Origin of the sequence: Acinetobacter sp. YH12102 (assembly GCF_013419125.1) — a bacterium.
GTDB lineage: Bacteria > Pseudomonadota > Gammaproteobacteria > Pseudomonadales > Moraxellaceae > Acinetobacter > Acinetobacter pseudolwoffii.
Genome location: NZ_VPAS01000009.1, coordinates 61,286 through 84,560 on the forward strand (window position 1 = coordinate 61,286; position 23,275 = coordinate 84,560).

A 23,275-nucleotide genomic window follows, 5' to 3' on the forward strand; every position below is an offset into this window, starting at 1 on the left:
CAGTACTCTGTCAAAGATTAAGATACAATTTTGTACTTATTTCGACAGACCATTTGGGTAACTCAAGTCATGCATCTGTTGCAGCCGCAAACAGAAGTGAATGTTTCATCACTCGTTAGCACAATTCCAAGCCTTGATTCTGACAGTTCAACACAACAAGTGCAACTCTCGCCATGGACGAATTTATCGTCAGAAGCGCAGCAGGTGGACTGGCTCATCTTACACTTTAATCACTGGTTTTCCCATTTAAATGTGACTTTAGTCCGTGGCGAATTTGAACCTGAATATTTTCCTGCCGATGCCGATACTCCTGCCCGGATTCAGTTTGCACATGGATTCTTTAATAGTGCCTTGCATGAAATCAGCCATTGGACAATTGCCGGGGATAAACGCCGGGAACTTCCGGATCTTGGTTACTGGTATGCCCCGGATGGGCGTACAGCCGAACAACAAGCGCTGTTTGAACAGGTAGAAATTAAACCGCAGGCAATCGAGTGGATGTTTGCCCAGGCCTTTGGGCGTAAATTCCGGGTATCGCTGGATAACCTGACTGGTGACGGCGGTGACGGAACCCGCTTTAAAGATCATGTCTATGCACAAGTGCAGGCTTATTTTCGTGGTGAGGCAAAATTGCCACGGGATGCACAACGCTTTATTCAATGTATCTGTGCCTGTAGCAGAGGTGGCAAAAGTTTACAATCTGATGAATTTATACGTGAAATGCTTGATTAAATTACACAAATCTACCTTTTTGGTGATTGCCAGACGCTGCCTGAGCGCCACATAATAAGCCATCAGCCCAAGCTTGGAGTAGCCTCTATGCTGCATTTACGCGTACACCCCGATAACCCGCAACCGCGCTTAATCAGTCAGGCGGTAGAACGAATCCGTGCTGGCGATGTGGTGGTCTATCCCACGGATGCTGCCTATGCGATTGGTTGCCAGATTGGGAATAAAAGTGCCATGGAACGCATTGCGCAGATTCGCGGACTTGGCCCAAAACATCAATATGCAATTTTGTGCTGTGATTTATCCGATATTGCCACCTATGCCAAAGTGGACAATGCCATGTATCGCTTACTCAAAAACAATACACCAGCAGTCACCACTTTTATTTTACCGGCCACCAGTGAAGTGCCGAAACGCTTGATGCATCCCAAAAAGAAAACCATTGGCCTGCGCATTCCGAGCAATCCGGTGTGTCAGATGCTGCTCAAAGAACTGGGTGAGCCTCTCTTGACCTCTACCCTGATTTTGCCGGACCAGACCGATCCGCTGGATGATCCTTTTGAGATTGAAATGCAATTGGGCAAACGCATTGATGTGTTTATCGATAGCGGTTTAGGTACATTAAGCACCACCTCGATTATTGATTTATCTGGTGATCATCCAGAAATTATTCGTCGTGGCGTGGGTGATGTCAGCGCATTTGAATAAAGAATGCCATCTTATTTCCAGCCGACTGCAGGAGTCAGTCTATGGATTTATTTTATATCCTTCTGAATCAGCATGAATTCTCTGCCCAATATTGTATCTATGCAGAACTGCCTTGGACACTTCAATCCAGGGCCATCATGATCGAAGCATATCCTTCGCCCAGTCCCACTCTAAACATTGATGCTACTGAATATCAGTTTTTCATGAATTTGGCTTTGCTTCGACAGCTATTACAGATCTATTCAAGCCAGAACCTATGCCTGGCAGAGACTTGCCAACGTATGATTGAGTTTGCACTGAGTGAATATCCTTCCTCACCGCGCTGAAGTTCTTAGCACTCAGATAGGTATTAATCATATCGCAGGATACTAAAACATGGATATGGTCATAGCTTCCACCCGTAACACATTGACTCTTTGCCCCGCTTATCTGGCTGTTTTTTTTGGGGCCTTCTTTTAAATTGCAAATAAATTCCATTATTTTTTCAAGTTTTTATGCCTTTGACTCCTTATTTAATTTATTTAGAGTTACTTTTCCAGTACAATGACGGCACTTAATTCTATGCTTTTTCTTTCGATGAGATACCGAAGATCAAGCCTTTGCATGCCTTTGAAAATTCGCGTGGCCTATAATTGTAATGACTCAAATTATCCATAACACAATGGAATCTGCTCCGCACATTCGGGTTCTGGATGAATGGCAGGATACTATTCCAGAGGATCTGTATATTCCTCCCGCCGCATTTGAAATCTTGTTAGAACATTTTGAAGGCCCACTCGACTTTTTAATTTACCTGATTCAAAAAAACGGTTTTGACCTGTTGCAAGTCGATATCGCGCCGATTGCAGCGCAATATTTATCCTATATGGATGCAATGAAATCCCTGAATATTGAGCTGACCGCAGATTATATGGTGATGGCTGCTTTATTGGCAGATCTCAAATCGCGTCTGTTATTGCCTAAACCGAAAAGCCTGTCTGCGATTGAGCAAGATCCAAAACAAGAACTGATCGACCGTTTAGAAAATTATTTAAGAATTAAACGGGCAGCAGAACGTCTGGGGCAAATGCCTATTCTGGAGCGTGATACATTCCTGACCCATGTCAGTCTGGGCGACGTTCAGCAGAATAATGAAGGCTATTCGATCGATTTACTGCGTGATGCCTTGTTGTGTATTTTTAACCGTCCTGAACCGGTGATTCATCAGGTGCAACAGGAACCGGTACTGCTCGAAGAACGGATTGCCTATATTGAAAGCTGTCTGGAATCTGGCGAAGTCTTATCTTTTGCCGATTTACTCAAACCGAGTCAGGGACGCATGGGGATGGTGGTGACCTTTATGGCAGTGCTGGAGCTGACCCGGCAACAAAAAATTCAGATTATTGCTACAGGTATTGAAGCCCCGCTCGCAGTTCAAGGAGCCAGTCAATGACACTAGAGCCAAATACGCTGTTTTCTGCAGAAGATCATCTGCATGAGGTGTTGATGCAGCTTGAGGCGATTATTTTCGCCAGCGACTCTGCGGTTTCATTGGCGCGTCTGAAAGAGGCTTTTCAGGATCGCTATAGCAAACAGGAATTACGTCAGTATTTACAACAACTTTCCATGTTAATGCATGGCCGTTCGATTGAACTGATTGAAACAGCACAAGGTTATCGTTTTCAAGTGCGTGCAAAATATCGTAATATTATTGCACAGACCTGGCCTGAGCGACCAACTCGCTTGTCGCCGGCCTTACTTGAAACACTTGCAGTGATTGCTTATCACCAGCCGGTGACCCGAGCCGATATTGAACAAATTCGTGGTGTGACGAATAACAGTCAGATTTTGCGTACGCTGTTTGACTGGAACTGGATTAAAGAATCCGGATTTCGTGAACTCCCTGGAAGACCTGCGTTGTTAATGACAACGCCACAATTTTTAAATGCGTTTGGCTTGAATTCTTTAGGCCAATTGCCTCCCCTGCAGGATGCCAAGGAAGCTTTTATGGCCCTCGATGCAAATGCACCGAAGTCATAAATAGGTGAACTGTTGATAATTATTTCTAAGGTTATGCTGTCATGAGTGAAAAATTGCAAAAGGTGCTTGCACGCGTTGGTTTGGGTTCTCGCCGTTATATGGAAGAAGTCATTGCCGCGGGTCGTGTAAGCGTCAATGGGCAAATTGCCCAAGTGGGTGAACGAATCGAACCAGGTGATGAGCTTCGCATCGATGGTCGTAAAGTTGCATTTCAGATTGAAGACGAAATTCGTCGTCGTGTGATTATCTATTATAAGCCTGAAGGCGAAATCTGCTCACGTAGCGATCCTGAAAACCGCCCAACCGTGTTTGAACAGTTGCCTGCGATTCCGGGCGATCGCTGGGTAATGGTCGGCCGTCTGGATATTAACTCGACCGGTCTGTTACTGTTCACCAATGATGGCGAACTTGCCAACCGCTTGATGCACCCATCGAATGAAATTGAACGTGAATACGCAGTTCGTGTCATGGGTGAGGTGACACCACAAATCAAAAACACCATGCTTAAAGGCGTGGTATTAGATGACGGCCCAGCGAAATTCGAATCGTTCTCTGAACTCGGCGGTGATGGTATTAACCGTTGGTTCCAGGTCGTAGTAAAAGAAGGTCGTAACCGCGAAGTACGTCGTATCTTTGAATCACAAGGTCTGAAAGTAAGCCGTCTGCTGCGTACCCGCTACGGTACTGTGATTCTGCCACGCGAACTGCGTACCGGTCGCTGGATTGAACTGGATAAAAACGATATCGACAACCTGACCAAAGCTGTGGAACTGAAACCACGTCAAGGTACAGGCCTGTTTGGTATGGCAAAACGTCGTAACGAGCGTATGCAGGATAAACCGATGGCTGCACGCCGTGGCGGTTTCTTGCGTCAGCAACGTCGTGACAGTGATGAACAACAACCACAGAATAACCCTGGCCGCGAGCGTCGTGATGACAATGCTTATGGTCGTCGTGACAGAAATGAAAACCAAAATGGTACGCAGTTCGTACGTCGTGACAACCGTGATGGCAATACTCAATTTCCTCGCCGCGAAACTCGTCCAGATCAAGCTTTTGGTCGCCGCGAAGAGCGTGATGAAAATGCGCCGCGTCGTCCATACGGTGTCAACAAAGGCTTTAAAAAGTTTTAATTAAGATAAATAAAAAAAGTCAGGCAATTGCCTGACTTTTTTATGCCTTATGTATCAGTCACTTTGTGGAATCCCTTGCGGAATGGCACTGAGTAAACGCTTGGTATATTCATGTTGTGGTGACTGATACAATTCATCTGAATTGGCAATTTCCACCAGTTCCCCATGATTCATCACCATGATCTGATCTGAAATATACTTCACCACCGATAAATCATGTGAAATGAAAATATAACTGAGTCCAAATTCATCCTGCAAATCTTGCAGTAAATTCAAGACCTGTGCCTGTACCGATACATCCAGCGCCGAGACCGACTCATCACAGATCAAAATTTCAGGCTTCAAAGTCAGGCAACGTGCAATTGCAATACGCTGGCGCTGACCACCGGAAAATTCATGCGGATAGCGATAAAAAGCCTGGGCAGGCAAACTGACCCGCTCCAGCAGGTCCAAAGCCATTTGCTTGCGTTCTGCATCATCCTGACCAATTTTATGAATCTGCATCGGTTCCATCAGGATTTGCCCCACGGTAAAACGCGGATTTAAAGAGGCATAAGGATTCTGGAAAATGATCTGGATTTTACGTTGATACTGGTTAAATTCCTTTTCAGACATGGCCAAAATGTCCCGCCCCTGAAATAGCGCTTTACCGCCTGTTGCCTGTTGCAAACGCATCAATAGCAAGCCAATGGTGGTTTTGCCCGAACCGGATTCTCCGACCAGCCCCAAGGTTTTACCTTTGGCCAGCTGAAAAGAAACCCCTTTCACCGCCTGAAATTCATCTTTGCCAAACAGACCTTTGCGGCTATAAAAAGATTTTTTCAGATCACGTACATCCAGAATAATTTCTTCTCCGCCCTTGAGTCCGCGTGAGCGTTGCGGAAGTTGAGTATTCAGGTGGATATCGTCCAGCCAGGTTGAACCATCCTGTTTCATAAAATCACTGATCATCGGCAAACGTAACGGACGTTGCGACAATTGTGGACGGCAATGCAATAAAGCCCGGGTATACATATCCTGAGGTCGATCCAGTACGTCCTGAACCAAACCCTGTTCACGAATTTCCCCATGTCGCATCACAATCACCTGATCGGCAATTTCCCCCACCAAAGCCAGATCATGAGTAATGAACAGCATCGACATCTGACGGCGCTGACGCAGAGATTCCAGCAAGTCCAGAATCTGCTTTTGAATGGTGACATCCAGGGCAGTGGTCGGTTCATCCGCAATTAACAGCTTGGGTTCACAGGCAATGGCCATGGCAATCATGACCCGCTGCTGCTGCCCCCCCGAAAGCTGTCCCGGATAGGCATCGATTTTAGTTTCAGGTGCAGGAATACCCACTTCTTTGAGCAGTTCTAAAGTACGTTGCCGCGCCTGTTTTTTATTCATACCCAAATGGAGTTGCAGGATTTCTGCAATCTGCATGCCTACCGTAAATACCGGATTGAGCGAGGACATCGGCTCCTGAAAAATCATGGCAATGTCTTTACCACACATCTGGCGCATGTCACGGGTTTTGAGCTTAAGCAGATTTTTCCCTTCAAAGATAATCCGGCTGTCTTCGGAAATACGCGCGCTTTCCGTCGGGAGCAAGCCCATGGTCGCCAGTGAAGTAACCGACTTGCCACTTCCCGATTCTCCCACCAATGCCACCGTAGTATTGGCCGGAATTTCAAAAGAAACCCCTTTTACGGTTTCGATATATTGTTTATTTTCACCTTTAAAACTGACACGCAGATTTTCCACGCGAAGTAACGCAGGTGCTGTACTTGGATTGATTTCAGACATGGTTGCGCTCCTATTTCAGTTTCGGATCTAATGCATCACGGAGTGCATCGGTAAACATCGAGAAAGCCGTCACCAGTATTGCCATGGCAATCGAGGCTGCGGCCAGTTGCCACCATTTTCCTAAAATCAGCTCACTTTGCGCTTCATTCAGCATACTTCCCCAAGACACTACTCCGATTGGCACGCCAAAACCAAGGAAGCTGAGAATCACTTCAGATTTGATAAAAGCCACCACCAGAATGGACATTTGTACCAAGGCAATATGACTGACATTCGGAAAAATATGTACAAACATACGCCGTAAATTACTCACCCCAATCGCCTTGGCAGCCAGTACATATTCACGCGCCGTATGTTTCATGTACTCGGCACGAACCAGACGAAAAACCCCAGTCCAGCCGGTCAGACCTAAAATCAGGATGATTGATAAAATCCCTTTCTGTTGCAACACCGCAGCAATTGCCAGAACCAGCAGTAAATAAGGAATTGAAGTAAAGACATTATAAAACCAGTTGAGGAGATCATCGACCCAGCCACCAAAATAACCGGCAAGTGCACCAAGTACGGTGCCAATGATCACAGCGACCAAAGCCGCAACCAGTCCGACCAGAATCGAGGTTTCCGCACCTTTAATGGTTTTCTGTAAAACATCCTGTCCCCATTTATCCGCACCAAAGATCAGACTCTGTTTTAATTCGCTGTCCTGATCCATCAGCTGACCACCGAGCTGCTGGTTAATGACGCGCATGTCTTCTGCCAGCGGATCTGTTACACCATAATAATCAATGCTGCCCCCCATCCTTTGCTCAGCAGCAATTTCAGCATTGAGTTCTGCAATCACCTCTTTTAAAGGATCGACTGGATTGACCGGTAAAACGACCAATTCTGCTTCCTGTTCTTCACCGGAAACAGCCGGCATAGGCGCTGCACTGATAAAACTTGGCGGTGCATAACTGACCGCCACTTCTTTATTCCAGTCCTTGGCAATAAAACCGCTCATGGAAAGCAAAAGTAGCAGCAGATAAAACAGCACCACCAATAAGGAGAACATGGCAATCCGGTCACGTTTCAAACGGCGCATGGCCAGTTGCCATAATCCTGTCGAAGTAGACTCAGGCACGGCTTGAGCGTGTTGCTCTTTTTTAAATATCGCACTCAGCATAATTCACCTACTTCAACTGTACGCGTGGATCGACCCATTTATAGATCAGATCGGCAATCAGGTTGAATATCATGGTCGCAGCGGCAACATAGACCGTAATCGCTTTAATCACCGGGAAATCCGAACGCTCTACGGCAATAATCACTTCACGACCAATCCCCGGAATACCGAAAAAACGCTCAATCAGGAAAGCACCGATCAGCAGTGCTGGAAGCCCCGCCATCACATCGGTAATAATCGGAATCGAGGCATTGCGTAGCACATGCACGCCCAGAATCCGGCTCTCGCCCAGACCTTTGGCCCGTGCAGTACGCACATAGTCCTGATTGACTTCATCCAGTACGAAACTGCGGTACAGACGTAAGGTCGGGGCAATACTCACCACCAGCATAATCAGTACAGGCAACAAGGCGTATTTGAAAAGATTGTCAGCGAAATTATCACTCCAGCCCTGCACCGGAAACCAGCTCAGCTCATAAGCGAGGAAGTACTGAAACACAATGATATAGACAAGAATACTGATCGACATACCGATGGTACACAGCATCATGATCATGCGATCGGTCAGACTGCCGCGAACTGACGCCACACCCAAGGCTAAAATGATGGAAATAATGGTTTGCAAAATGGTCAGTGGAATCAGAATGGTCAGTGAGGGTCCCAGACGCGTACTAATAATTTGCGCCACCGACTCGCCGGTACTCCAGCTCACCCCATAATCGAAGGTTAAAATCTGCTTGGTGAAAATCCACAGTTGCACATAATACGGTTGATCCACGCCAAGCTGTTGCCGGATGTTTTCAATCTGTTCTGCATTGGCCATTTTACCGGCGAGGATATAGGCAGGATCGCCCCCCACCCAGTTAAACAGCAGGAAGATCAGCAAAATCACCCCGAGCATGGTGGGGATCATTTGCCAGAGCCGTCGAATAATATATGCCAGCATCGCTTGCCTTCCTTAATTTTTTCCAGAGATTTCATTAAAGAAAGCTTTGCTGTCTGGATCACGACCCAGAAAGTCTTTCACCATCTGCTCGCCATGTTTTTGTCCGCCTTGCGCCAAGACCGTATTGCGATAATGCGCACCGACTTTTTTATCCATCAACTGATCGCCAAAGGCAGAGAGCATATCTAGCGCAATCACCTCGGACCACATATAGCTGTAATAACCTGCCTGATAGCCGCCCATCACATGCCCGAACTGTCCCGGGAACTGCTGACCGGGTACATAACCCAAGGCAGTTTTGCTTTCCATCTCTTGCCATAATTTTAATGGGTCGGTCTTGAGGGCATCTTTACTGTGTAAGGCCATATCGTACTGCGCATATAAAGTCTGACGCGCATAATGCAGACCGCGACCATAGTTTTTTACGTCTTTGAGACGCTCAGTCATGGCAGCATCGACACGTGGACAAGCCGGTTCACAATAATCGGCCACTTTTGATAAGGTTTCCAGACGGCGTGCCCACTCTTCATACATCTGTGAAGGTGCTTCCACCAAGTCACGCTCTACCGATGTACCAGACTGTTCGGAATAGCGGGTTTTCGATAAAATCCCGTGTAAGGCATGCCCCATTTCATGCACAAAGGTTTCCAGCTCGTTGCTGTTCAAACCTTTGCGGTTGAAGTTGGTGACCAGTACCGACACCGGACGACGCTGATTCAGGGTACTGCCACCATAGGCGCCCCAGACGGCCGCGTGTCCATATTTACCTTCACGCGGGTATTTATCGACATATAATCCGCCCAAGAATTCACCTGAGGCAGTGTCATGTACCGCATAATATTCCACTTCATTGTGCCAGGCCTTGACTTTCATCGGCCTGAAATCAATCCCGTACAGTTCTGATGACACAGCAAATAACCATTTTTGTGCCGCTTCGGTCGGGAAGTAATCGCGCAGTTTTTCCTGATCGACCTTATATTTGGCCTGACGCAGTTTTTCACTCCAATAGCCCTGATTCCAGCGAGTAATATCTGCTTTCTCTCGTGGAACTTTTAAGGTCTCGGCTTTGAACTGGCGTAACTCCTCTACATCTTGCTTCTCTAAAGGTGCGACTTTGCTATATACATCCTCTAGAAAAGAATTCACCGCTTCAGGGGTTTTTGCCATACGAAATTCAAGGGCTGAATGTGCATAGCTTTCTTTATCAAAAAGTTGGGCCATCTCATAACGCAGATCAATGGCTTTTTTCATAAATTGCAGGTTTTGCTCTGTCCCACGGCGGGTATAAGCCATCTGATAACGTTTACGCGCTTCATCACTTTCTGCCAGCTCCATGAATGGCTGGTATTCCGGATAATCAAAGCCAAGCAGATAATTGCCTTTTTCATTTTTCTTTAACCCCGCCATATAGCTGGCTGGCAGACCTTTCATTTCTGCTGGGGTAAATTCGACTTTATGCGGATTATCACGTACATTTTTGGCGAAATCCTGAGACAGCTTGGTCGATTCTTCGATGATATCTTTCAGGCGCTTTTGTTTTTCTGCACTGAGTTGTACCCCTGTTTTTTCAAACTGCTCCAGAATATCTTGCAAGAATTTTTGATCAATCGGATCACTGGCTTTCAGTTTCTTGAACTGGGCATACAGTTTCGGATTCTGGTACAGCGTGGTCTGGTACTTGCTGATTTTTAGCTCACAGTCATCTGCTGCCTGACGCAATGCAGGGTCTGGATCGACATTACTATACAATCCGACTGCTGCACCAAAATCCCGGGCTTTGGCATGTAATTCATCCCATTCAGCCAGATAAGGCCCTGCCTTGGCCTTATTTTTAATTTTCTGATTTTCAAATATCTGAATATCTTTTTGCATGCTGGCCAGATTGGCATCACATAAAGATGGAATCTCTGCTGCCTTAAATAATGGCAGTAGCTGCGCTTGAGTCTGTGCCGCTACCCCCTGATACCCCCCCATTATGACTAAACATAAGCTACTTAATTTTAAAGACTTCGATTTCATATTTATCTCCAGATTTTTCTTACTTTTTGCTATCAATATCGATGTACATCCACTCTGAAGACAGAATCGGATGGTTTTTATAACCAATGACCCGAGGTTGCGACAAGACATTACGATAGGTGCTATATAGCATCAGTACCGGCATATTCACTTCCAGAATCCGGGACATTTTGCGATAGATTGCATCACGTTCAGGACTGGCTGGCATGCTTTGGGTTTGCTCATACAGGCGGTCAAATTCAGGATGTTTGAAGCAGGCATTGTTGGTGACATTGACATTTTTGCCATAAAAAAGCTGCATGAAGTTGTCGGCATCCGGATAGTCAGCAATCCAGGCCGAGCTTTTAAACATGGTCTTACACTGTTTTTCCAGCTTGATCGCCTCGGCAAATGGCATGGCTTTGCTGACCATCTTGATCTGAATATTGTCCAGGGCTTTTTTCCAGAATTCTGCCTGTTGCTGACCACGACTGGTATTACCGACAATCAGTTCAATCTCTAAAGGCTTACCATCGGGTTGTCTGCGCCAACCATCGGCCCCGACTTTGTATTGATAACGGTCAAGCAGCATATTGGCCGCCTTGACCGAATAGGGAATACTGCTTTTATAATCCGGCGAATAACCAACCACTCCGGGTGGTACCGGCATCTGTAACTTATTGGCATCGCCCTTGAGCAAGACACTGATCATATTGTCGGTAGAGTAAGCCATGGCCATGGCACGACGTAGCGCAATTTTTTCCTTGCTGAACCCACCGACCACAGGATTCTGCATATTCCAGTAATGGTAGCCAATCAGCGGATCGGTAATCCTAGATAACTGAACCCCTTTTTGTTTTAAGGAGGGTTTGAGTAGCCCATTTTCAAGCGCCTGAACCACCATGTCGCCGTCGATTTCAGTCATGTCCAGTTCATTTTTATTAAAGGCCAACCAGCGTGACTGGGCTTCTTCAATGACCCGGATATCAATCGTGCCAATTTGCGGCATTTTTTTGCCTTGCAATGCATCCACAATGGGCTGGTCTTCGCTGCTACTGGCTTTAAAATTCCAGACAAAACTCCGGTAGTTCGGACTGGCTTTTAAAATAATGCGTGAACCCGGAGTCCAGCGTGACAATAAATAAGGGCCTGTACCGACTGGTTTGTCCATCGCAAAGCCTGCTTTATTACGGTACTTTTCAATAACTTCACGGGCAACTGCAGCTGCTGGGCCATGTGCCAGTAACATCGGAAAGTTTTGATCCGGTTGGGTCAGTTTCAGAATCAGGGTATAACGGTCTGGCGTTTGAATGCCTTCAAAGGGGTTTTCATAGACTTTGCCATTCTTTTTGCCTAAGGCGACCCATGCTTCCAGCCCTTTAATCCGGCCATCCAGCAACCAGCTATTTGGTGAATGCAAGTTGGGATCGATCAGACGTTTTAATGAATAGGCATAATCATAAGCCGTCAGTTCACGTTTCTGACCTTTAAAAACGGGATCATCGGCGAAGTAAATGCCTTTTTTGATTTTGATGGTATAGGTGAGACCATCTGCACTGACTTCTGGCATGGCAACCGCGGTATTAGGAATCAGCTTGGCTGGGGTTGCCAGATAGTCATAGCTAAACAGGTTTTCAAAAATCGCGCTATTAACCCGGGCTGAATAGGCATCGTGCGTTGCGGCGGGATCAAATCCGGTTTCTGCCACCGGAAAAACATCCCGAATCACCTTGTTAGGATCTGCAGGATTAATGGCCCATGCAGAAACGATCCCCGAGCAGAGCAAACTTCCCAGCAGAACACTACCCGTCAGTTGCTTGAATTGCTTTGATAAATTTCCCTTCATCATACTCTTCATCTAAATAGGTTTATTTTTTGACTGGTTCAATATCGAGATATTGCCAAACGGAGTTCATGATTGGATGTGCCTTAAAGCCTTGAACCTGAGGATGGATCAGCCAGTTACGCACCCGGGTATTGTGTAAAATCCAGGGATTATCGGCTTCGATTTGCCGGTTCATTTTTTCATAATAGGGCGTACGCTGATCTGGTGGCAGCTTCATGGCAGCCTGATACAGAGCATCATAGGCTTTTGAGGTATAGCAGCTCAGGTTGCCCTGCTGTGCATTTGGGCCATATAAGAGTTGAGCAAAATTTTCACCCTCCGGATAATCTGCAATCCAGGCACCGCCCCACAGCATATGTTTACATTGCGTGGCTTCTTTCAGGTTGTCGGCGAAATTGCTGATTTTAAATTCAATACGTAGACCAACTGCATCCAGATTTTTTTTCCATAATTCCGCTGCAATCACTGAAGAGCTGGAACTGGTCGAGTTCATTTTCAGTGTCAAAGGTTTGCCATCAGGCAAAGTCCGATAGCCATCTGCACCTTTTTTATAACCGAAACGGTCGAGCAGCTTATTGGCCAAAAGCGGATTATAGGCAATGCTATTTTTATAAGCTGGATTATGCCCATTCACGCCTTCGGGAATGGTCATTTCAGCTTTATCTGCATGTCCCTTATACAGCTGTTTAATGGCTTCATTCTGGTTATAAGACAAGGCGATTGCCCGACGCAGAGCGATTTTTTCTAGTGAATTTCCACCGACCACAGGATCGCGCATATTCATGATGGTATAAGTGATTTCTGCGTCTTTATTTGGATAATGTAAAATGCCTTTTTGCTTGTATTCGTTTTTGAGCTGTTTATTGACCAGGGCCTGTTCGGCACCGCTTGCAGTGAGCCGGTCATAATCCAGTTGACCCGATTTCAGCGCCAGCCAGCGCGATTGTTCTTCTTCAATAATACTGACCTTGACCATCCCAATTTGCGGCATTTTTTTGCCGCTCATTTCTTTCACCAGACGTTGATCCCAGGCCGTATTTTCACCCTTAAAATTCCAACTAAATCCCCGGTAATCTGGATTGGCCTTTAATTCAATCCGGCTACGCGGCACATATTTATGCAATTGATAGGGCCCTGTCCCGACTGGATGCTGACCTGCACGCGCGCCATAATGCTCAATGACTTCTCTGGCGGTACCGCTAAAAGTGACATAGGCCATGATATAAGGGAAATTAAAGTCGGAACGCGTGAGCGTGATTTGCAAGGTATATTGATCAAGTGCCTTTAGTCCTGCAATTGGCGCATCGTAATTAAATTGACCAGAACTTTTGGCTTGCTGAATGGCAGCATCTGCACCGAGAATTTTGCCCTCAATAAACGAAAAGGTCGGCGAATGATTTTTAGGATCCATGACCCGCTTCATGGAGTAAATATAGTCCTCGACAACCAGTTCACGTTTTTTGCCCTTAAATGCCGGATCAGCACTAAAGTAAATTCCAGGCTTAATCTTGAAGGTATAGACTTTGCCCTCCTGCTCGATCTTGGGTAAGGCTTCCGCAGTGTTCGGGGTTAAAGTGGCGGGTCGTGCCAGATAGTCGTAGCGTAATAAGGGTTCAAAAATCGCTTCGGCAATACTGCCACTATAAAAATTATAGGTCTTGACCATATCAAAACCGTCATCAGGCGCTTCAAATGCAATATTTAAAACTTTATCTGACTGCGCAGGCGATTTTGCCAAGACCGCCTCCCCCGATCCGATGGTCAGTGCTAAAACGGTCATCTTTAACATTGCTGATTTCAAAGTCATACCTATTTTTGTTTATTTAAGCTATTAAAATGAATAAGTTTTTATATGTATCTATCACTTTTTATCTGCTTCATGTTTTTTATTTTTCAACATTCAGCCTATATGATGAACCTAATCTTTCAAAGCTAAGCTAATTTCATGCCACTCTAGGCTTTAAGTAATAATTAAGTTCTTTGTACATCAAAAAACATATTTTTATTAATTATTTAAAATAATATTCATTTATAAAATCACTCAGATACAATTCGGAGTATTTGTTGCATTAATCCTACAATGACTTTCAATTTATTGCACAGAAATAATTCACTAGTGAGTCATTTTATAGCATTCCTGCGGTACAGCACTTCTCGCTATAAATAAAATAAATCTATATTTTTTAATTATTAAGCTTATTACTATAAAAGTTTTAAATCATAGTCCTAAGCCGTATTACAAAGGCATTACAAAATTTTAAAATGCCAACCAGTTACCATATTTTTTACATAATACTTACTATTAAGCCATAAATACTGATTTTCAATATCATTTTTTCTTATTTATTCAAATACCTTTTATCTGCTTTCCCTGACGCATAAGTTCTTTCTTTCTAAACCGTTATAAATTAAATACTTCTTAATATTTTGAATATTTTTACAAGAATTACAGCTAAGTTGGCACTTGCTTTGCTTAAAAAGAATACAGCATTATCTTCACACAACAAGAAAGGTGAACTTTACGATGAAAATAAATAAACTAGTCGGATCTATGGGGACTCCAACGGTTGGCAAAACGATACTCAAGTTAAGTACGCTTACCTTAAGTATGATGTTTTTGTCTTTAGCACATGCAGCGGATGAAGCAGAAAACTCTGCGGCACAACCGACCAAAGTTCAGAAAGTGACAGTGACGGGGTCGTCGATTAAAGGGGTTGCAGCACAAAGCGCATCACCAATTACTGTACTTAAAGTTGAAGATCTGGTGAACCAAGGGGTCACCACGGTTGAAGAAGCCATTAATAAAGTCAGTGCTAACCAAGCCGGCTTCGCTGTTTCACAAAATATCGGTAAAAGTAATACTTCGGGTTCAGCTGCCAACCTGCGTGGTATTGGTACCGATAAGACTCTAGTTTTATTAAATGGCCGTCGTTTAGCAAATAGCCCTTTCAGTACCTCTGAAGTTAACCTGAATATCATTCCACTGGCGATGGTTGACCGTATCGAGATCCTGCGTGATGGTGCTTCTGCGGTATATGGTGCAGATGCAATTGCCGGGGTAATTAACTTTATTATCAAAAAAGAATACCAAGGTTTTGGTATTTCGGGCGGACTGCAAGCACCGGAAGAAAAAAATGGCGACAAGTATGATGTTTCGATTTTCGGTGGTTATGGGGATTTGGACGAACAGGGATTTAACGTTTATGGTGTAATCGACTATCGTACTTCCGATATGATTATGGCCAAAGACCGTAAAGTCAGCCGTCGTGGTGGCTTGATTCCTGAACTCAACATGTCAATTGGTTCCGGTTCGGGCTTTCCTGCTAACTTGCAATCCTCAACTCTAGGCATAGTTAACCCTTATATTAATCAGAACTGTAATAATGCTCCAAATATGTTCATCTCAGGGAGTCGCTGCCTGTTAAATACTCAAGCACTCATTGGCATTACTCCAGATGAAGAAACCTTTTCTGCTTTAGCCAAAGGTACATTTAAACTCACCGATTCATTAAATGCCGTTGCTGAATATATTTATACCGAAAGTGAAGTGACCACTTCAATTGCCCCAGATGTATGGGCTGGAACCCTTTCTATTCCAGATACCAGCAAATACTACCCGGGCCAAGGTATTACGCCAGGCATTGCTGGTCTTACAGATACAAGAGTCCCACTTTTTTTACGTTCACAGTCAGGTAACCGCGTTTCTCAATCAGTGAATGAATCAAACCGGTTCTTTGCAGGAATCGAAGGTGAGGTTTTAGGCTGGGATGTAAATGGTGGCGTAACTTATGCCAAAAGTGAAGCAACTGACAATTTCGTCAGTGGTTATCTGAACCAGAGTCAGGTTCAGGCTGCGCTTAATGATGGCACCTTAAATCCATTTGGTCCTCAGGCAGCTGCAGATGCTGGAAAATGGTCGACCTTTGATGTAGCAGGCGCGACCAATATGGCTAGCTTGGATTCCACCACCTTAGATTTCACTGTCAGTCGCCCAATCTACGAACTACCTGCGGGTGAAGTTGGCTTTGCCTTGGGCGGAAGCTTTACCACTCAGGACTGGGAAGCCAAGGTCAATGCGGATCTGGTTCGACAGGTTCCAGGTAGTGGTATTGATCCGGACAAGCCTGCAAGTTCTGGTGACCGTGATATCACTGCAGTATTTACCGAATTTCACATTCCAATCTTGCCGAGCTTAGAAGCTCAACTTGCGGCGCGTTATGATGACTATAGTGACTTTGGTGACACTTTTAATCCAAAAGTATCTCTACGCTGGGAACCAATGAAAGAACTGATGTTCCGTAGCTCTTATAGCACCGGATTCCGTGCACCAAGTATGTGGGAAATTAACTCCTTACAAAGTGAAACCAATACCAGCACCAACTTTAATAACCCGCGTTTTTGTAATGCAGACGGCACACCGAACAACATCGAGTTTGCCGATCAGTGTGGTATGCAGTTCAAGCGTAAACAGGGTGGTAATCCGGACTTACAGCCGGAAGAGTCAACCTCTTTTACAGCCGGTTTCGTCTATGAACCGATCAAGAATCTGGTCTTCACTGCCGATTACTACAATATTGACATTGAAGGTCTAGTTAGCTCAGTTACACCTAATGATATTTTCAATGATCTTGATCGCTATGGCAACCTGATCGTTTATGCACCAGATGGCCGTATTCAGTATTTAAACACCACCTTACAAAATATGGGTGGCTTAAAAACTGAAGGGATTGACCTTAGCCTGAATTATTTAACCCCAATGACAGCGACCGGCCGCTTCGGTTTCGGCATTGATGGGACCTATGTCATCAAAATGGATGAGCAAGAAGAACCGGGTGGCTCATGGAAAGGTTTGGTGGGCATCTATGATGATCCTGCAGTCGTTCGCTGGAGACATATTGCCAATATTAACTGGTCTTATGAAAACTGGAAAATGAGACTAGAACAACAATATATCCGTGGTTATGAAGACTTTTCACAAGAACGTGATGTAAGTGCTTATACGCTTTATAACTTTGCAGGAACCTATAACGGATTCAAAAATCTGGAGCTAACTGCTGGTATCCGTAACATGTTTGATGCAGAACCACCTGCTTCTGATGCAACCAATAATGCCCAATACGGCTATGATCCTCGTCATGGTGACCCAATGGGCCGTACCTACTTCTTACGTGGTACCTATAAATTCTTTTAATTAATCTTTTCGCAAACACTGCTGCCAAGCGGTGTTTGCAGTTTTCCCCGTTTAATTTTAGTCGAACAAAAAAATAATGCTGCCTGTAACCAAAAACAATTTTCTCATCAGTGCACTATTTCCTGTTTGTCTTAAATTCTAGGAGTCATGATGGGCACAAAGTTTGAAGACTTAGAAAAAAACTCCGCCAAGAAACTGACGGGTATTGGGGTGGTGGTTTTTTTGCATATCCTGGTTGGCCTGGTACTCATGGCGGGTATGGCAAAAGACATTATTAAACCGGCCGAACAGCCGGTTGAGCTGATGATTATCCAGGATATTAAGCCACCTGAACCTGAACCACCAAAAGAAACCCCGCCAGAACCACCGAAAATAGTGGAAAAAGTGGCACAAGTGCCTGAGCTAAAACCGGTTGAAAAAGTGGTTCCTGTACAGAAAATACTTGCTACACCCACACAAGCAACGACTGTTGCAGTACCTACACCTGTTGCCGCCAGTCCTTCGCCAAGTCCCGTGGCAGCACCGGCTCCAGTCGTCGCAGCTGCTCCAGCACCAACTCCTCCACCCGCTGGTGTAACTCGCGGTGTGGCACAAGGTGAAGCAGGTTGTAAACGTCCTGACTATCCACGCGATGCACTCATGAATGAAGAACAAGGTGAAGTCCTGATCTCTGTCTATGTAAATACCGACGGTAAGGTCAAAGATGCCAAAGTAAAAAGTTCGAGCGGTAATCGCTCACTGGATCGTGCAGCATCTAAGGCATTCAGTTTATGTACCTTTAAGCCGGCCATGAAAAATGGTGAGCCGCAAGAATCTTGGTATGACATTCCCTATGAATTTGTCCTTGACTAACAGATACAACAGATAAAGAAAAAAATCAGGAGATCTATGATGAAAAAATCACTAAAACCTTTAAAAAATATGACTGCTGCTGGTGTGATTGCCATAAGCGCCTTATTACCTTTGCAAGCTGTTTTTGCAGAACAGTCCGCTACTCCAAATACGAGTGCAATCACTGAAACAACGGCTACAACACCCGCAACACCTACTCCGCCACCACTTCCGGCTGAACCCGTAGCCGAAGAGCCTGCGTATAATCCTTATGGTTTAGAAGCCATGTGGAAAGAAGGTGATATCGTGTCTAAAATCACCCTCTTTATTTTGGTTGTCATGTCGATCGGTACCTGGTACATCATGATCAGCAAATGCCTGCAACAAGGCAAAATACGCAAACAGGCCAAACAAGCTGAAAATACCTTCTGGGAATCTTCTTCTCTGGATAATGCGACCGAAAACCTCGACGAAGCCAGCGTCTACCGTTTTATTGCGGAAAAAGGCATCAATTCAACCAAAAATCATGGTGGTAATTTACTTGAGCGTATCGATTTCAATACCTGGGTCACCATTTCGATTTCGCGTGCAATCGACAAAATTCAGAACCATCTGAGTGGCGGTCTGGCCTTCCTTGCGACAGTCGGTTCGACTGCACCCTTTGTTGGCCTGTTTGGTACAGTTTGGGGGATCTACCATGCACTGACTGCCATTGGTGTTTCAGGTCAGGCATCAATCGATAAAGTTGCTGGCCCGGTAGGTGAAGCACTGATCATGACTGCAATCGGTCTGGCAGTCGCAGTACCGGCAGTACTCGGTTACAACTGGTTGACTCGCCGTAATAAAGCGGTCATGGAAGAAGTGCGTACTTTTGGTTCTGATTTGCACGCAGTATTACTCAGCGGTGAAATCACGACCAATAATTCTGTTAATCGTGACGTAAAGTAAGAGTGAGGCATCAGCCATGGGAATGATGGTCAATTCAAACGACAGCGATGATGAGGTAATTGGAACCATTAATACCACACCTCTGGTTGATATTATGCTGGTTCTGCTCATTATCTTCCTGATTACTGTGCCGGTCGCAATTCATACCGTCCCTGTCGATCTACCTGAAGAAAGAAATGTGCCCTATGAAACCAAGCCAGACAATGTTCAGCTGGCCGTCAATAAAACTGGAGATATTTTCTGGAACGAAATTTATATTGCAGATAAATCCGTTTTACTGAGCCGCTTACAGGCTGAAGCGCAAAAGACACCTCAGCCTGAAGTACATATCCGCGGCGATCAGTTAACCCCTTATGAGGCGATTGATCAGGTGATTAGTACCACCCAACAAGCCGGTATTGGCAAAATTGCTTTTGTCACGACACCGCCCGCTACACCTTAAAAGTGAAGAAGGATTAAGTTTATGGGTATGAATGTGGGTTCGAATCAAGATGATGATGTGATGTTGGATGTCAACATGACGCCACTGATTGATGTCATGCTGGTCTTGCTGATTATGTTTATTATCACGATTCCATTACCAAATAATTCTATTAATATCGATCTGCCCAACGGAACGCCACCTGTGACCGATGAAAAACCGCCTGAGCTGGTGGAATTACGTCTGGATGCACAAGGCAAAATGTTCTGGAATGAACAGCCTGTAGAAAGCCCTCAGGCTCTGGAAATTCTGTTTCAAACAGTGGCCAGAAACGCAGATCAGGATCAGATTAAAATCAAAGCGGATCGTGCCACCGAGTATAAACATATTGCGATGGTCATGGCTTCTGCACAGCGTCTGGATGTCAAAAAAATTGGAATTATGAGTAATAACAACTAACTATTTACAACATATAAAAAAACCCAGCATATGCTGGGTTTTTTCTCAATCCGATTTTACATCTGTGATTGAATATAATTTTGCAAGCCAATCAGTTCAATTAAACGCAACTGTTTTTCTAACCAGTAGGTATGATCTTCTTCGGTATCTGACATTTGCTGGCGCAGCATATCACGGGTGATATAGTCCCCTTTTTCTTCGCACAGCTTGATGCCCTGTGCCAGTTTTTCCCGCACATGGTATTCAAGTTTCAGGTCGGCTTTCAGACAGCTCACCACATCTTCACCAATCTCAACGTCATCGCGTTGCATGTTTGGTGTACCTTCCAGGAACAGGACACGACGGATAATCGCATCCGCATGCTGGGCTTCTTCCTGCATTTCATGGTCGATACGTTCAAAGATTTTGGTTAAACCCCAATCTTCATACATCCGAGAGTGAATCAAGTATTGGTCACGAGCAGCCAGTTCGCCACCGATCAACATATTTAAATAATCTACGACTTCTGGATTACCGCGCATTTGAATTACTCCCTGCCTTTATCTGGCTATTATGGAGAAACTCAAAAGATTTTGCAAAGCCTAACATTGGTTAAATATATGATTTTTATATAATTAAAATGAGAAGTACTTGCATTTACAGTTCGATCCAGACTAATTCCCATTTATAAAACAATACTTTGCACTGTCACGACTATTCACTTTAAGCAGAATCTGCCGGATAAATGCATCAGTTAAGATTTGTAAGTATTCATTAAAACCCGCAAGATTGCTTATTTTTGTATAAACATCACCGATTTGGCGTACTTAATGCATAAATTTCGCTTATCATTCAGACAAATTTAAAACAACAACGGTTTAAATATGACACATCCACATACAACAGCACCTGTTCTGGTCACCGGTGCATCGGGTTATATTGCCAGCTGGGTTATCCAGAAATTACTCACGCAAGGCTATACTGTACATGCCACGGTACGTGACCTGAACAAAAGCAAAAGCTTTGCCCATTTAGAAAAAATTGCCGAGAACAGTCCAGGCACCCTCAAATTATTTCAGGCCAATTTACTGAGCCCAGGTTCTTTTGATGCTGCCATGCAAGGCTGTGAAATTGTGTTTCATATGGCATCGCCCTTTGTGGTCACCAATTATAAGGATGCGGTCAAAGATATTATTGAACCTGCGATTTTAGGCACTGAAAATGTCCTGAAAAGCGTCAACCACACCGAATCCGTGAAACGTGTGATTGTTACCTCGAGTATTGCCTCTACTTATGGCGATGCCATTGATATTCTGCAAACTAAAAATAACAGTTTTGATGAATCACACTGGAATAGCACCAGTTCGGAAACTCATCAGCCTTATCCTTATTCCAAAGTCATGGCAGAACGTAAGGCTTGGGAAATGGCAGAAGCACAGGATCGCTGGCAGCTGGTCTGTATCAATCCAGCGCTGGTTTTTGGTAAATCCCTCACTCCCAATACCCAGTCTGGCAGTGTCGAAGTACTGCAACAGTTTGCCAATGGCATGACTTTGCTCGGCGTTCCACCGATGTGGAATGGCGTGGTCGATGTGCAGGATGTGGCCGAAGCGCATCTTCGTGCCGCGTTTAAGCCGGAGGCGCAAGGACGTTATATCATTTGCAGTGAAAGCCTGAGCCTGCTGGAAATGGGGCAGATTTTACGAGCACATTTTGGCAATAAGTTCCCCTTTCCGCGCAATCAGTTACCAAAGGCGGCCTTTAAACTGTTTGGACCATTGGCAGGTTTTAGTCCCAAGTTTGTGGAACTGAACATGGGTTATCCGATCTACTTCAATGCGCAAAAGAGTCAGGATGAACTGAGCATTCAGTATCGTCCGGTACGAGAAAGTCTGGTCGAGCATTTCCAGCAATTACTCGATGATGGCGTAGTCAAAAAATATATTCCTTAATCGTACTAGCTCAAACCTGATCTGACAGTTACCGATTTTTTTATTGTATCTGTCAGATTAAATTTGAGCGACTACACCGACTTATGCGCCCACAAGCTCACTATTCCTGCCTAAAAACAAGCTAAGCAGAAGTCCAACGCGCATTTTTCCACGCTTGCTGTTGCTTTGCATCTAGGAAAGTCCAAGCCACAAAACGACTCTCTTTTTGCCCCTGCGTCATTTTAATGGTTTTTAAATCCACTGCACCGCACTTACGCAAGGTATTTAACAGCATAGGCAATGTGGTTTTCTTAGAAACCAGTGTACTAAACCAAAGACATTGCTCAGCAAATTGTGTGCTCTCTTGTACCATCTGGCAAACAAAGCGTTCTTCTCCACCGTCACACCACAGCTCGTTCTTTTGTCCGCCAAAGTTTAACACCACTTTAGACCGATCAACCGGTTTGCCAAGTTTGCGTAATTTTTGCGTTGCTGTGGCATTTGCTTCATCTTGCGAAGCATGAAATGGTGGGTTACACAGAGTCAAATCAAAACGATCTGAAGGTTTAATCACGCCTTTGAAAATATTGCTCGGTGTCTTTTGCAATCGAATCTGAATCCCCTTTTTGAGATTTGGATTTGCCTCCACAATAAATTGAGCACTTTTAACCGATGCAGGATGAATGTCTGAGCCAACAAATTTCCAACCATAACTACGATGACCAATAATCGGATAAATACAGTTCGCGCCCACCCCAATATCTAATACGTGAACGGCGTGTCCTATTGGAATCTGACCTTTATTGCTATCACTCAACAAGTCCGCCAAATAGTGAATATAGTCGGCTCTACCCGGAATAGGTGGACAAAGATAATCTTGAGGAATATCCCAATATTGAATACTATAAAAATGCTTGAGCAATGCTTTATTGAGCATTTTCACAGCTTGAGGATCAGAAAAGTTGACTGAAAGATCGTTATATTGATTCGGGCTGACAAAAGGCGCAAGTTCCGGACAACTCTTGATTAACTGAGGAAAATCGTAACGACTGCGATGCAGATTTCGTGCATGTAATTGCGATTTTTGTTGCAGAAAAGATTTCTTTGCTTGAGCCATGTGTATGTCAATCATCAACGGGAGAACAGAATCAATAAGGCAGGATCTATACCTGCGAATGAATCG

20 protein-coding genes are annotated in these 23,275 nt (G+C 44.7%); 12 read left to right on the top strand and 8 right to left on the bottom strand.

The annotated features are described in order from the left end of the window. The first annotated feature begins 69 nt into the window (after nucleotides 1-69). From FTU42_RS09865 to rluB, 6 genes are all read left to right on the top strand, one after another. Complete coding sequence (locus FTU42_RS09865; RefSeq protein ID WP_005095983.1) at nucleotides 70-732, top strand: elongation factor P hydroxylase; 663 nt, start codon at nucleotides 70-72, stop codon at nucleotides 730-732. Nucleotides 733-819: 87 nt separating this feature from the next. Next, nucleotides 820-1,437 carry an L-threonylcarbamoyladenylate synthase gene (locus tag FTU42_RS09870; RefSeq protein ID WP_005095982.1) on the top strand — a complete coding sequence of 206 codons (618 nt, stop codon included), beginning with the start codon at nucleotides 820-822 and terminating at the stop codon, nucleotides 1,435-1,437. Nucleotides 1,438-1,478: 41 nt separating this feature from the next. After that, nucleotides 1,479-1,763: a hypothetical protein gene (locus FTU42_RS09875; protein ID WP_005095980.1), complete on the top strand. Its 285-nt coding sequence runs from the start codon at nucleotides 1,479-1,481 to the stop codon at nucleotides 1,761-1,763. A gap of 311 nt (nucleotides 1,764-2,074) precedes the next feature. Beyond that, complete coding sequence (locus FTU42_RS09880; RefSeq protein WP_005172392.1) at nucleotides 2,075-2,869, top strand: ScpA family protein; 795 nt, start codon at nucleotides 2,075-2,077, stop codon at nucleotides 2,867-2,869. After that, entirely contained in the window at nucleotides 2,866-3,456 is a 591-nt protein-coding gene (scpB, locus tag FTU42_RS09885; RefSeq protein ID WP_005095975.1) for an SMC-Scp complex subunit ScpB, read from the top strand. The genes FTU42_RS09880 and scpB overlap by 4 nt, the downstream gene beginning before the upstream one ends. A 41-nt stretch (nucleotides 3,457-3,497) precedes the next feature. Continuing rightward, nucleotides 3,498-4,589 (top strand): 23S rRNA pseudouridine(2605) synthase RluB, encoded by a 1,092-nt coding sequence (gene rluB / locus FTU42_RS09890; protein WP_074384125.1) that lies wholly within the window; start codon nucleotides 3,498-3,500, stop codon nucleotides 4,587-4,589. 54 nt (nucleotides 4,590-4,643) lie between these two features. Here rluB and FTU42_RS09895 read toward each other — a convergent pair whose 3' ends face one another. Genes FTU42_RS09895 through FTU42_RS09920 form a run of 6 tightly spaced genes read right to left on the bottom strand, consistent with a single transcriptional unit; the run spans nucleotide 4,644 to nucleotide 14,112 of the window. Then, nucleotides 4,644-6,380, bottom strand: coding sequence for an ABC transporter ATP-binding protein (locus FTU42_RS09895; protein WP_159138575.1), 1,737 nt, complete (start codon nucleotides 6,378-6,380; stop codon nucleotides 4,644-4,646). Nucleotides 6,381-6,390: 10 nt separating this feature from the next. Next, a complete protein-coding gene (locus FTU42_RS09900; RefSeq protein WP_159138574.1) occupies nucleotides 6,391-7,542 on the bottom strand; it encodes an ABC transporter permease in 1,152 nt (383 codons plus the stop codon). Nucleotides 7,543-7,549: 7 nt separating this feature from the next. Beyond that, nucleotides 7,550-8,488 (bottom strand): ABC transporter permease, encoded by a 939-nt coding sequence (locus FTU42_RS09905; protein ID WP_159138573.1) that lies wholly within the window; start codon nucleotides 8,486-8,488, stop codon nucleotides 7,550-7,552. Nucleotides 8,489-8,500: 12 nt separating this feature from the next. Continuing rightward, nucleotides 8,501-10,507: a M3 family metallopeptidase gene (locus FTU42_RS09910; protein WP_100534700.1), complete on the bottom strand. Its 2,007-nt coding sequence runs from the start codon at nucleotides 10,505-10,507 to the stop codon at nucleotides 8,501-8,503. A gap of 19 nt (nucleotides 10,508-10,526) precedes the next feature. After that, complete coding sequence (locus tag FTU42_RS09915) at nucleotides 10,527-12,332, bottom strand: ABC transporter substrate-binding protein (RefSeq protein ID WP_100534764.1); 1,806 nt, start codon at nucleotides 12,330-12,332, stop codon at nucleotides 10,527-10,529. 22 nt (nucleotides 12,333-12,354) lie between these two features. Beyond that, entirely contained in the window at nucleotides 12,355-14,112 is a 1,758-nt protein-coding gene (locus FTU42_RS09920) for an ABC transporter substrate-binding protein (RefSeq protein WP_159138572.1), read from the bottom strand. Between the two features lie 744 nt (nucleotides 14,113-14,856). On the opposite strand from FTU42_RS09920, the gene FTU42_RS09925 reads away from it, so the two are divergent. The 5 genes from FTU42_RS09925 (at nucleotide 14,857) to FTU42_RS09945 (ending at nucleotide 20,182) form a co-directional block, all read left to right on the top strand. Beyond that, a complete protein-coding gene (locus FTU42_RS09925; protein WP_159138571.1) occupies nucleotides 14,857-17,523 on the top strand; it encodes a TonB-dependent receptor in 2,667 nt (888 codons plus the stop codon). A gap of 150 nt (nucleotides 17,524-17,673) precedes the next feature. Further along, nucleotides 17,674-18,375 (top strand): energy transducer TonB, encoded by a 702-nt coding sequence (locus FTU42_RS09930; RefSeq protein ID WP_159138570.1) that lies wholly within the window; start codon nucleotides 17,674-17,676, stop codon nucleotides 18,373-18,375. A gap of 36 nt (nucleotides 18,376-18,411) precedes the next feature. Continuing rightward, a complete protein-coding gene (locus FTU42_RS09935; protein WP_159138569.1) occupies nucleotides 18,412-19,302 on the top strand; it encodes a MotA/TolQ/ExbB proton channel family protein in 891 nt (296 codons plus the stop codon). Nucleotides 19,303-19,318: 16 nt separating this feature from the next. Then, nucleotides 19,319-19,744 carry a biopolymer transporter ExbD gene (locus tag FTU42_RS09940; protein WP_159138568.1) on the top strand — a complete coding sequence of 142 codons (426 nt, stop codon included), beginning with the start codon at nucleotides 19,319-19,321 and terminating at the stop codon, nucleotides 19,742-19,744. Between the two features lie 21 nt (nucleotides 19,745-19,765). Beyond that, complete coding sequence (locus FTU42_RS09945; RefSeq protein ID WP_159138567.1) at nucleotides 19,766-20,182, top strand: biopolymer transporter ExbD; 417 nt, start codon at nucleotides 19,766-19,768, stop codon at nucleotides 20,180-20,182. Between the two features lie 56 nt (nucleotides 20,183-20,238). On the opposite strand, the gene bfr is transcribed toward FTU42_RS09945, so the two are convergent. Beyond that, nucleotides 20,239-20,703, bottom strand: coding sequence for a bacterioferritin (bfr, locus tag FTU42_RS09950; RefSeq protein ID WP_005095949.1), 465 nt, complete (start codon nucleotides 20,701-20,703; stop codon nucleotides 20,239-20,241). 342 nt (nucleotides 20,704-21,045) lie between these two features. On the opposite strand from bfr, the gene FTU42_RS09955 reads away from it, so the two are divergent. Then, a complete protein-coding gene (locus tag FTU42_RS09955) occupies nucleotides 21,046-22,113 on the top strand; it encodes an aldehyde reductase (protein ID WP_159138566.1) in 1,068 nt (355 codons plus the stop codon). Between the two features lie 121 nt (nucleotides 22,114-22,234). Here the strand turns inward: FTU42_RS09955 and rlmF are convergent, their stop codons facing one another. Next, nucleotides 22,235-23,209 (bottom strand): 23S rRNA (adenine(1618)-N(6))-methyltransferase RlmF, encoded by a 975-nt coding sequence (gene rlmF / locus FTU42_RS09960; protein WP_100357348.1) that lies wholly within the window; start codon nucleotides 23,207-23,209, stop codon nucleotides 22,235-22,237. Nucleotides 23,210-23,275 lie beyond the last annotated feature (66 nt).

Excerpts from the sequence above, each read along its gene's own strand:
- FTU42_RS09865 (WP_005095983.1), top strand. The coding sequence starts at position 70 with ATGCATCTGTTGCAGCCGCAAACAGAAGTGAATGTTTCATCACTCGTT.
- FTU42_RS09870 (WP_005095982.1), top strand. The coding sequence starts at position 820 with ATGCTGCATTTACGCGTACACCCCGATAACCCGCAACCGCGCTTAATC.
- FTU42_RS09875 (WP_005095980.1), top strand. The coding sequence starts at position 1,479 with ATGGATTTATTTTATATCCTTCTGAATCAGCATGAATTCTCTGCCCAA.
- FTU42_RS09880 (WP_005172392.1), top strand. The coding sequence starts at position 2,075 with ATGACTCAAATTATCCATAACACAATGGAATCTGCTCCGCACATTCGG.
- scpB (WP_005095975.1), top strand. The coding sequence starts at position 2,866 with ATGACACTAGAGCCAAATACGCTGTTTTCTGCAGAAGATCATCTGCAT.
- rluB (WP_074384125.1), top strand. The coding sequence starts at position 3,498 with ATGAGTGAAAAATTGCAAAAGGTGCTTGCACGCGTTGGTTTGGGTTCT.
- FTU42_RS09895 (WP_159138575.1), bottom strand. The coding sequence starts at position 6,380 with ATGTCTGAAATCAATCCAAGTACAGCACCTGCGTTACTTCGCGTGGAA.
- FTU42_RS09900 (WP_159138574.1), bottom strand. The coding sequence starts at position 7,542 with ATGCTGAGTGCGATATTTAAAAAAGAGCAACACGCTCAAGCCGTGCCT.
- FTU42_RS09905 (WP_159138573.1), bottom strand. The coding sequence starts at position 8,488 with ATGCTGGCATATATTATTCGACGGCTCTGGCAAATGATCCCCACCATG.
- FTU42_RS09910 (WP_100534700.1), bottom strand. The coding sequence starts at position 10,507 with ATGAAATCGAAGTCTTTAAAATTAAGTAGCTTATGTTTAGTCATAATG.
- FTU42_RS09915 (WP_100534764.1), bottom strand. The coding sequence starts at position 12,332 with ATGAAGGGAAATTTATCAAAGCAATTCAAGCAACTGACGGGTAGTGTT.
- FTU42_RS09920 (WP_159138572.1), bottom strand. The coding sequence starts at position 14,112 with ATGACCGTTTTAGCACTGACCATCGGATCGGGGGAGGCGGTCTTGGCA.
- FTU42_RS09925 (WP_159138571.1), top strand. The coding sequence starts at position 14,857 with ATGAAAATAAATAAACTAGTCGGATCTATGGGGACTCCAACGGTTGGC.
- FTU42_RS09930 (WP_159138570.1), top strand. The coding sequence starts at position 17,674 with ATGGGCACAAAGTTTGAAGACTTAGAAAAAAACTCCGCCAAGAAACTG.
- FTU42_RS09935 (WP_159138569.1), top strand. The coding sequence starts at position 18,412 with ATGATGAAAAAATCACTAAAACCTTTAAAAAATATGACTGCTGCTGGT.
- FTU42_RS09940 (WP_159138568.1), top strand. The coding sequence starts at position 19,319 with ATGGGAATGATGGTCAATTCAAACGACAGCGATGATGAGGTAATTGGA.
- FTU42_RS09945 (WP_159138567.1), top strand. The coding sequence starts at position 19,766 with ATGGGTATGAATGTGGGTTCGAATCAAGATGATGATGTGATGTTGGAT.
- bfr (WP_005095949.1), bottom strand. The coding sequence starts at position 20,703 with ATGCGCGGTAATCCAGAAGTCGTAGATTATTTAAATATGTTGATCGGT.
- FTU42_RS09955 (WP_159138566.1), top strand. The coding sequence starts at position 21,046 with ATGACACATCCACATACAACAGCACCTGTTCTGGTCACCGGTGCATCG.
- rlmF (WP_100357348.1), bottom strand. The coding sequence starts at position 23,209 with ATGGCTCAAGCAAAGAAATCTTTTCTGCAACAAAAATCGCAATTACAT.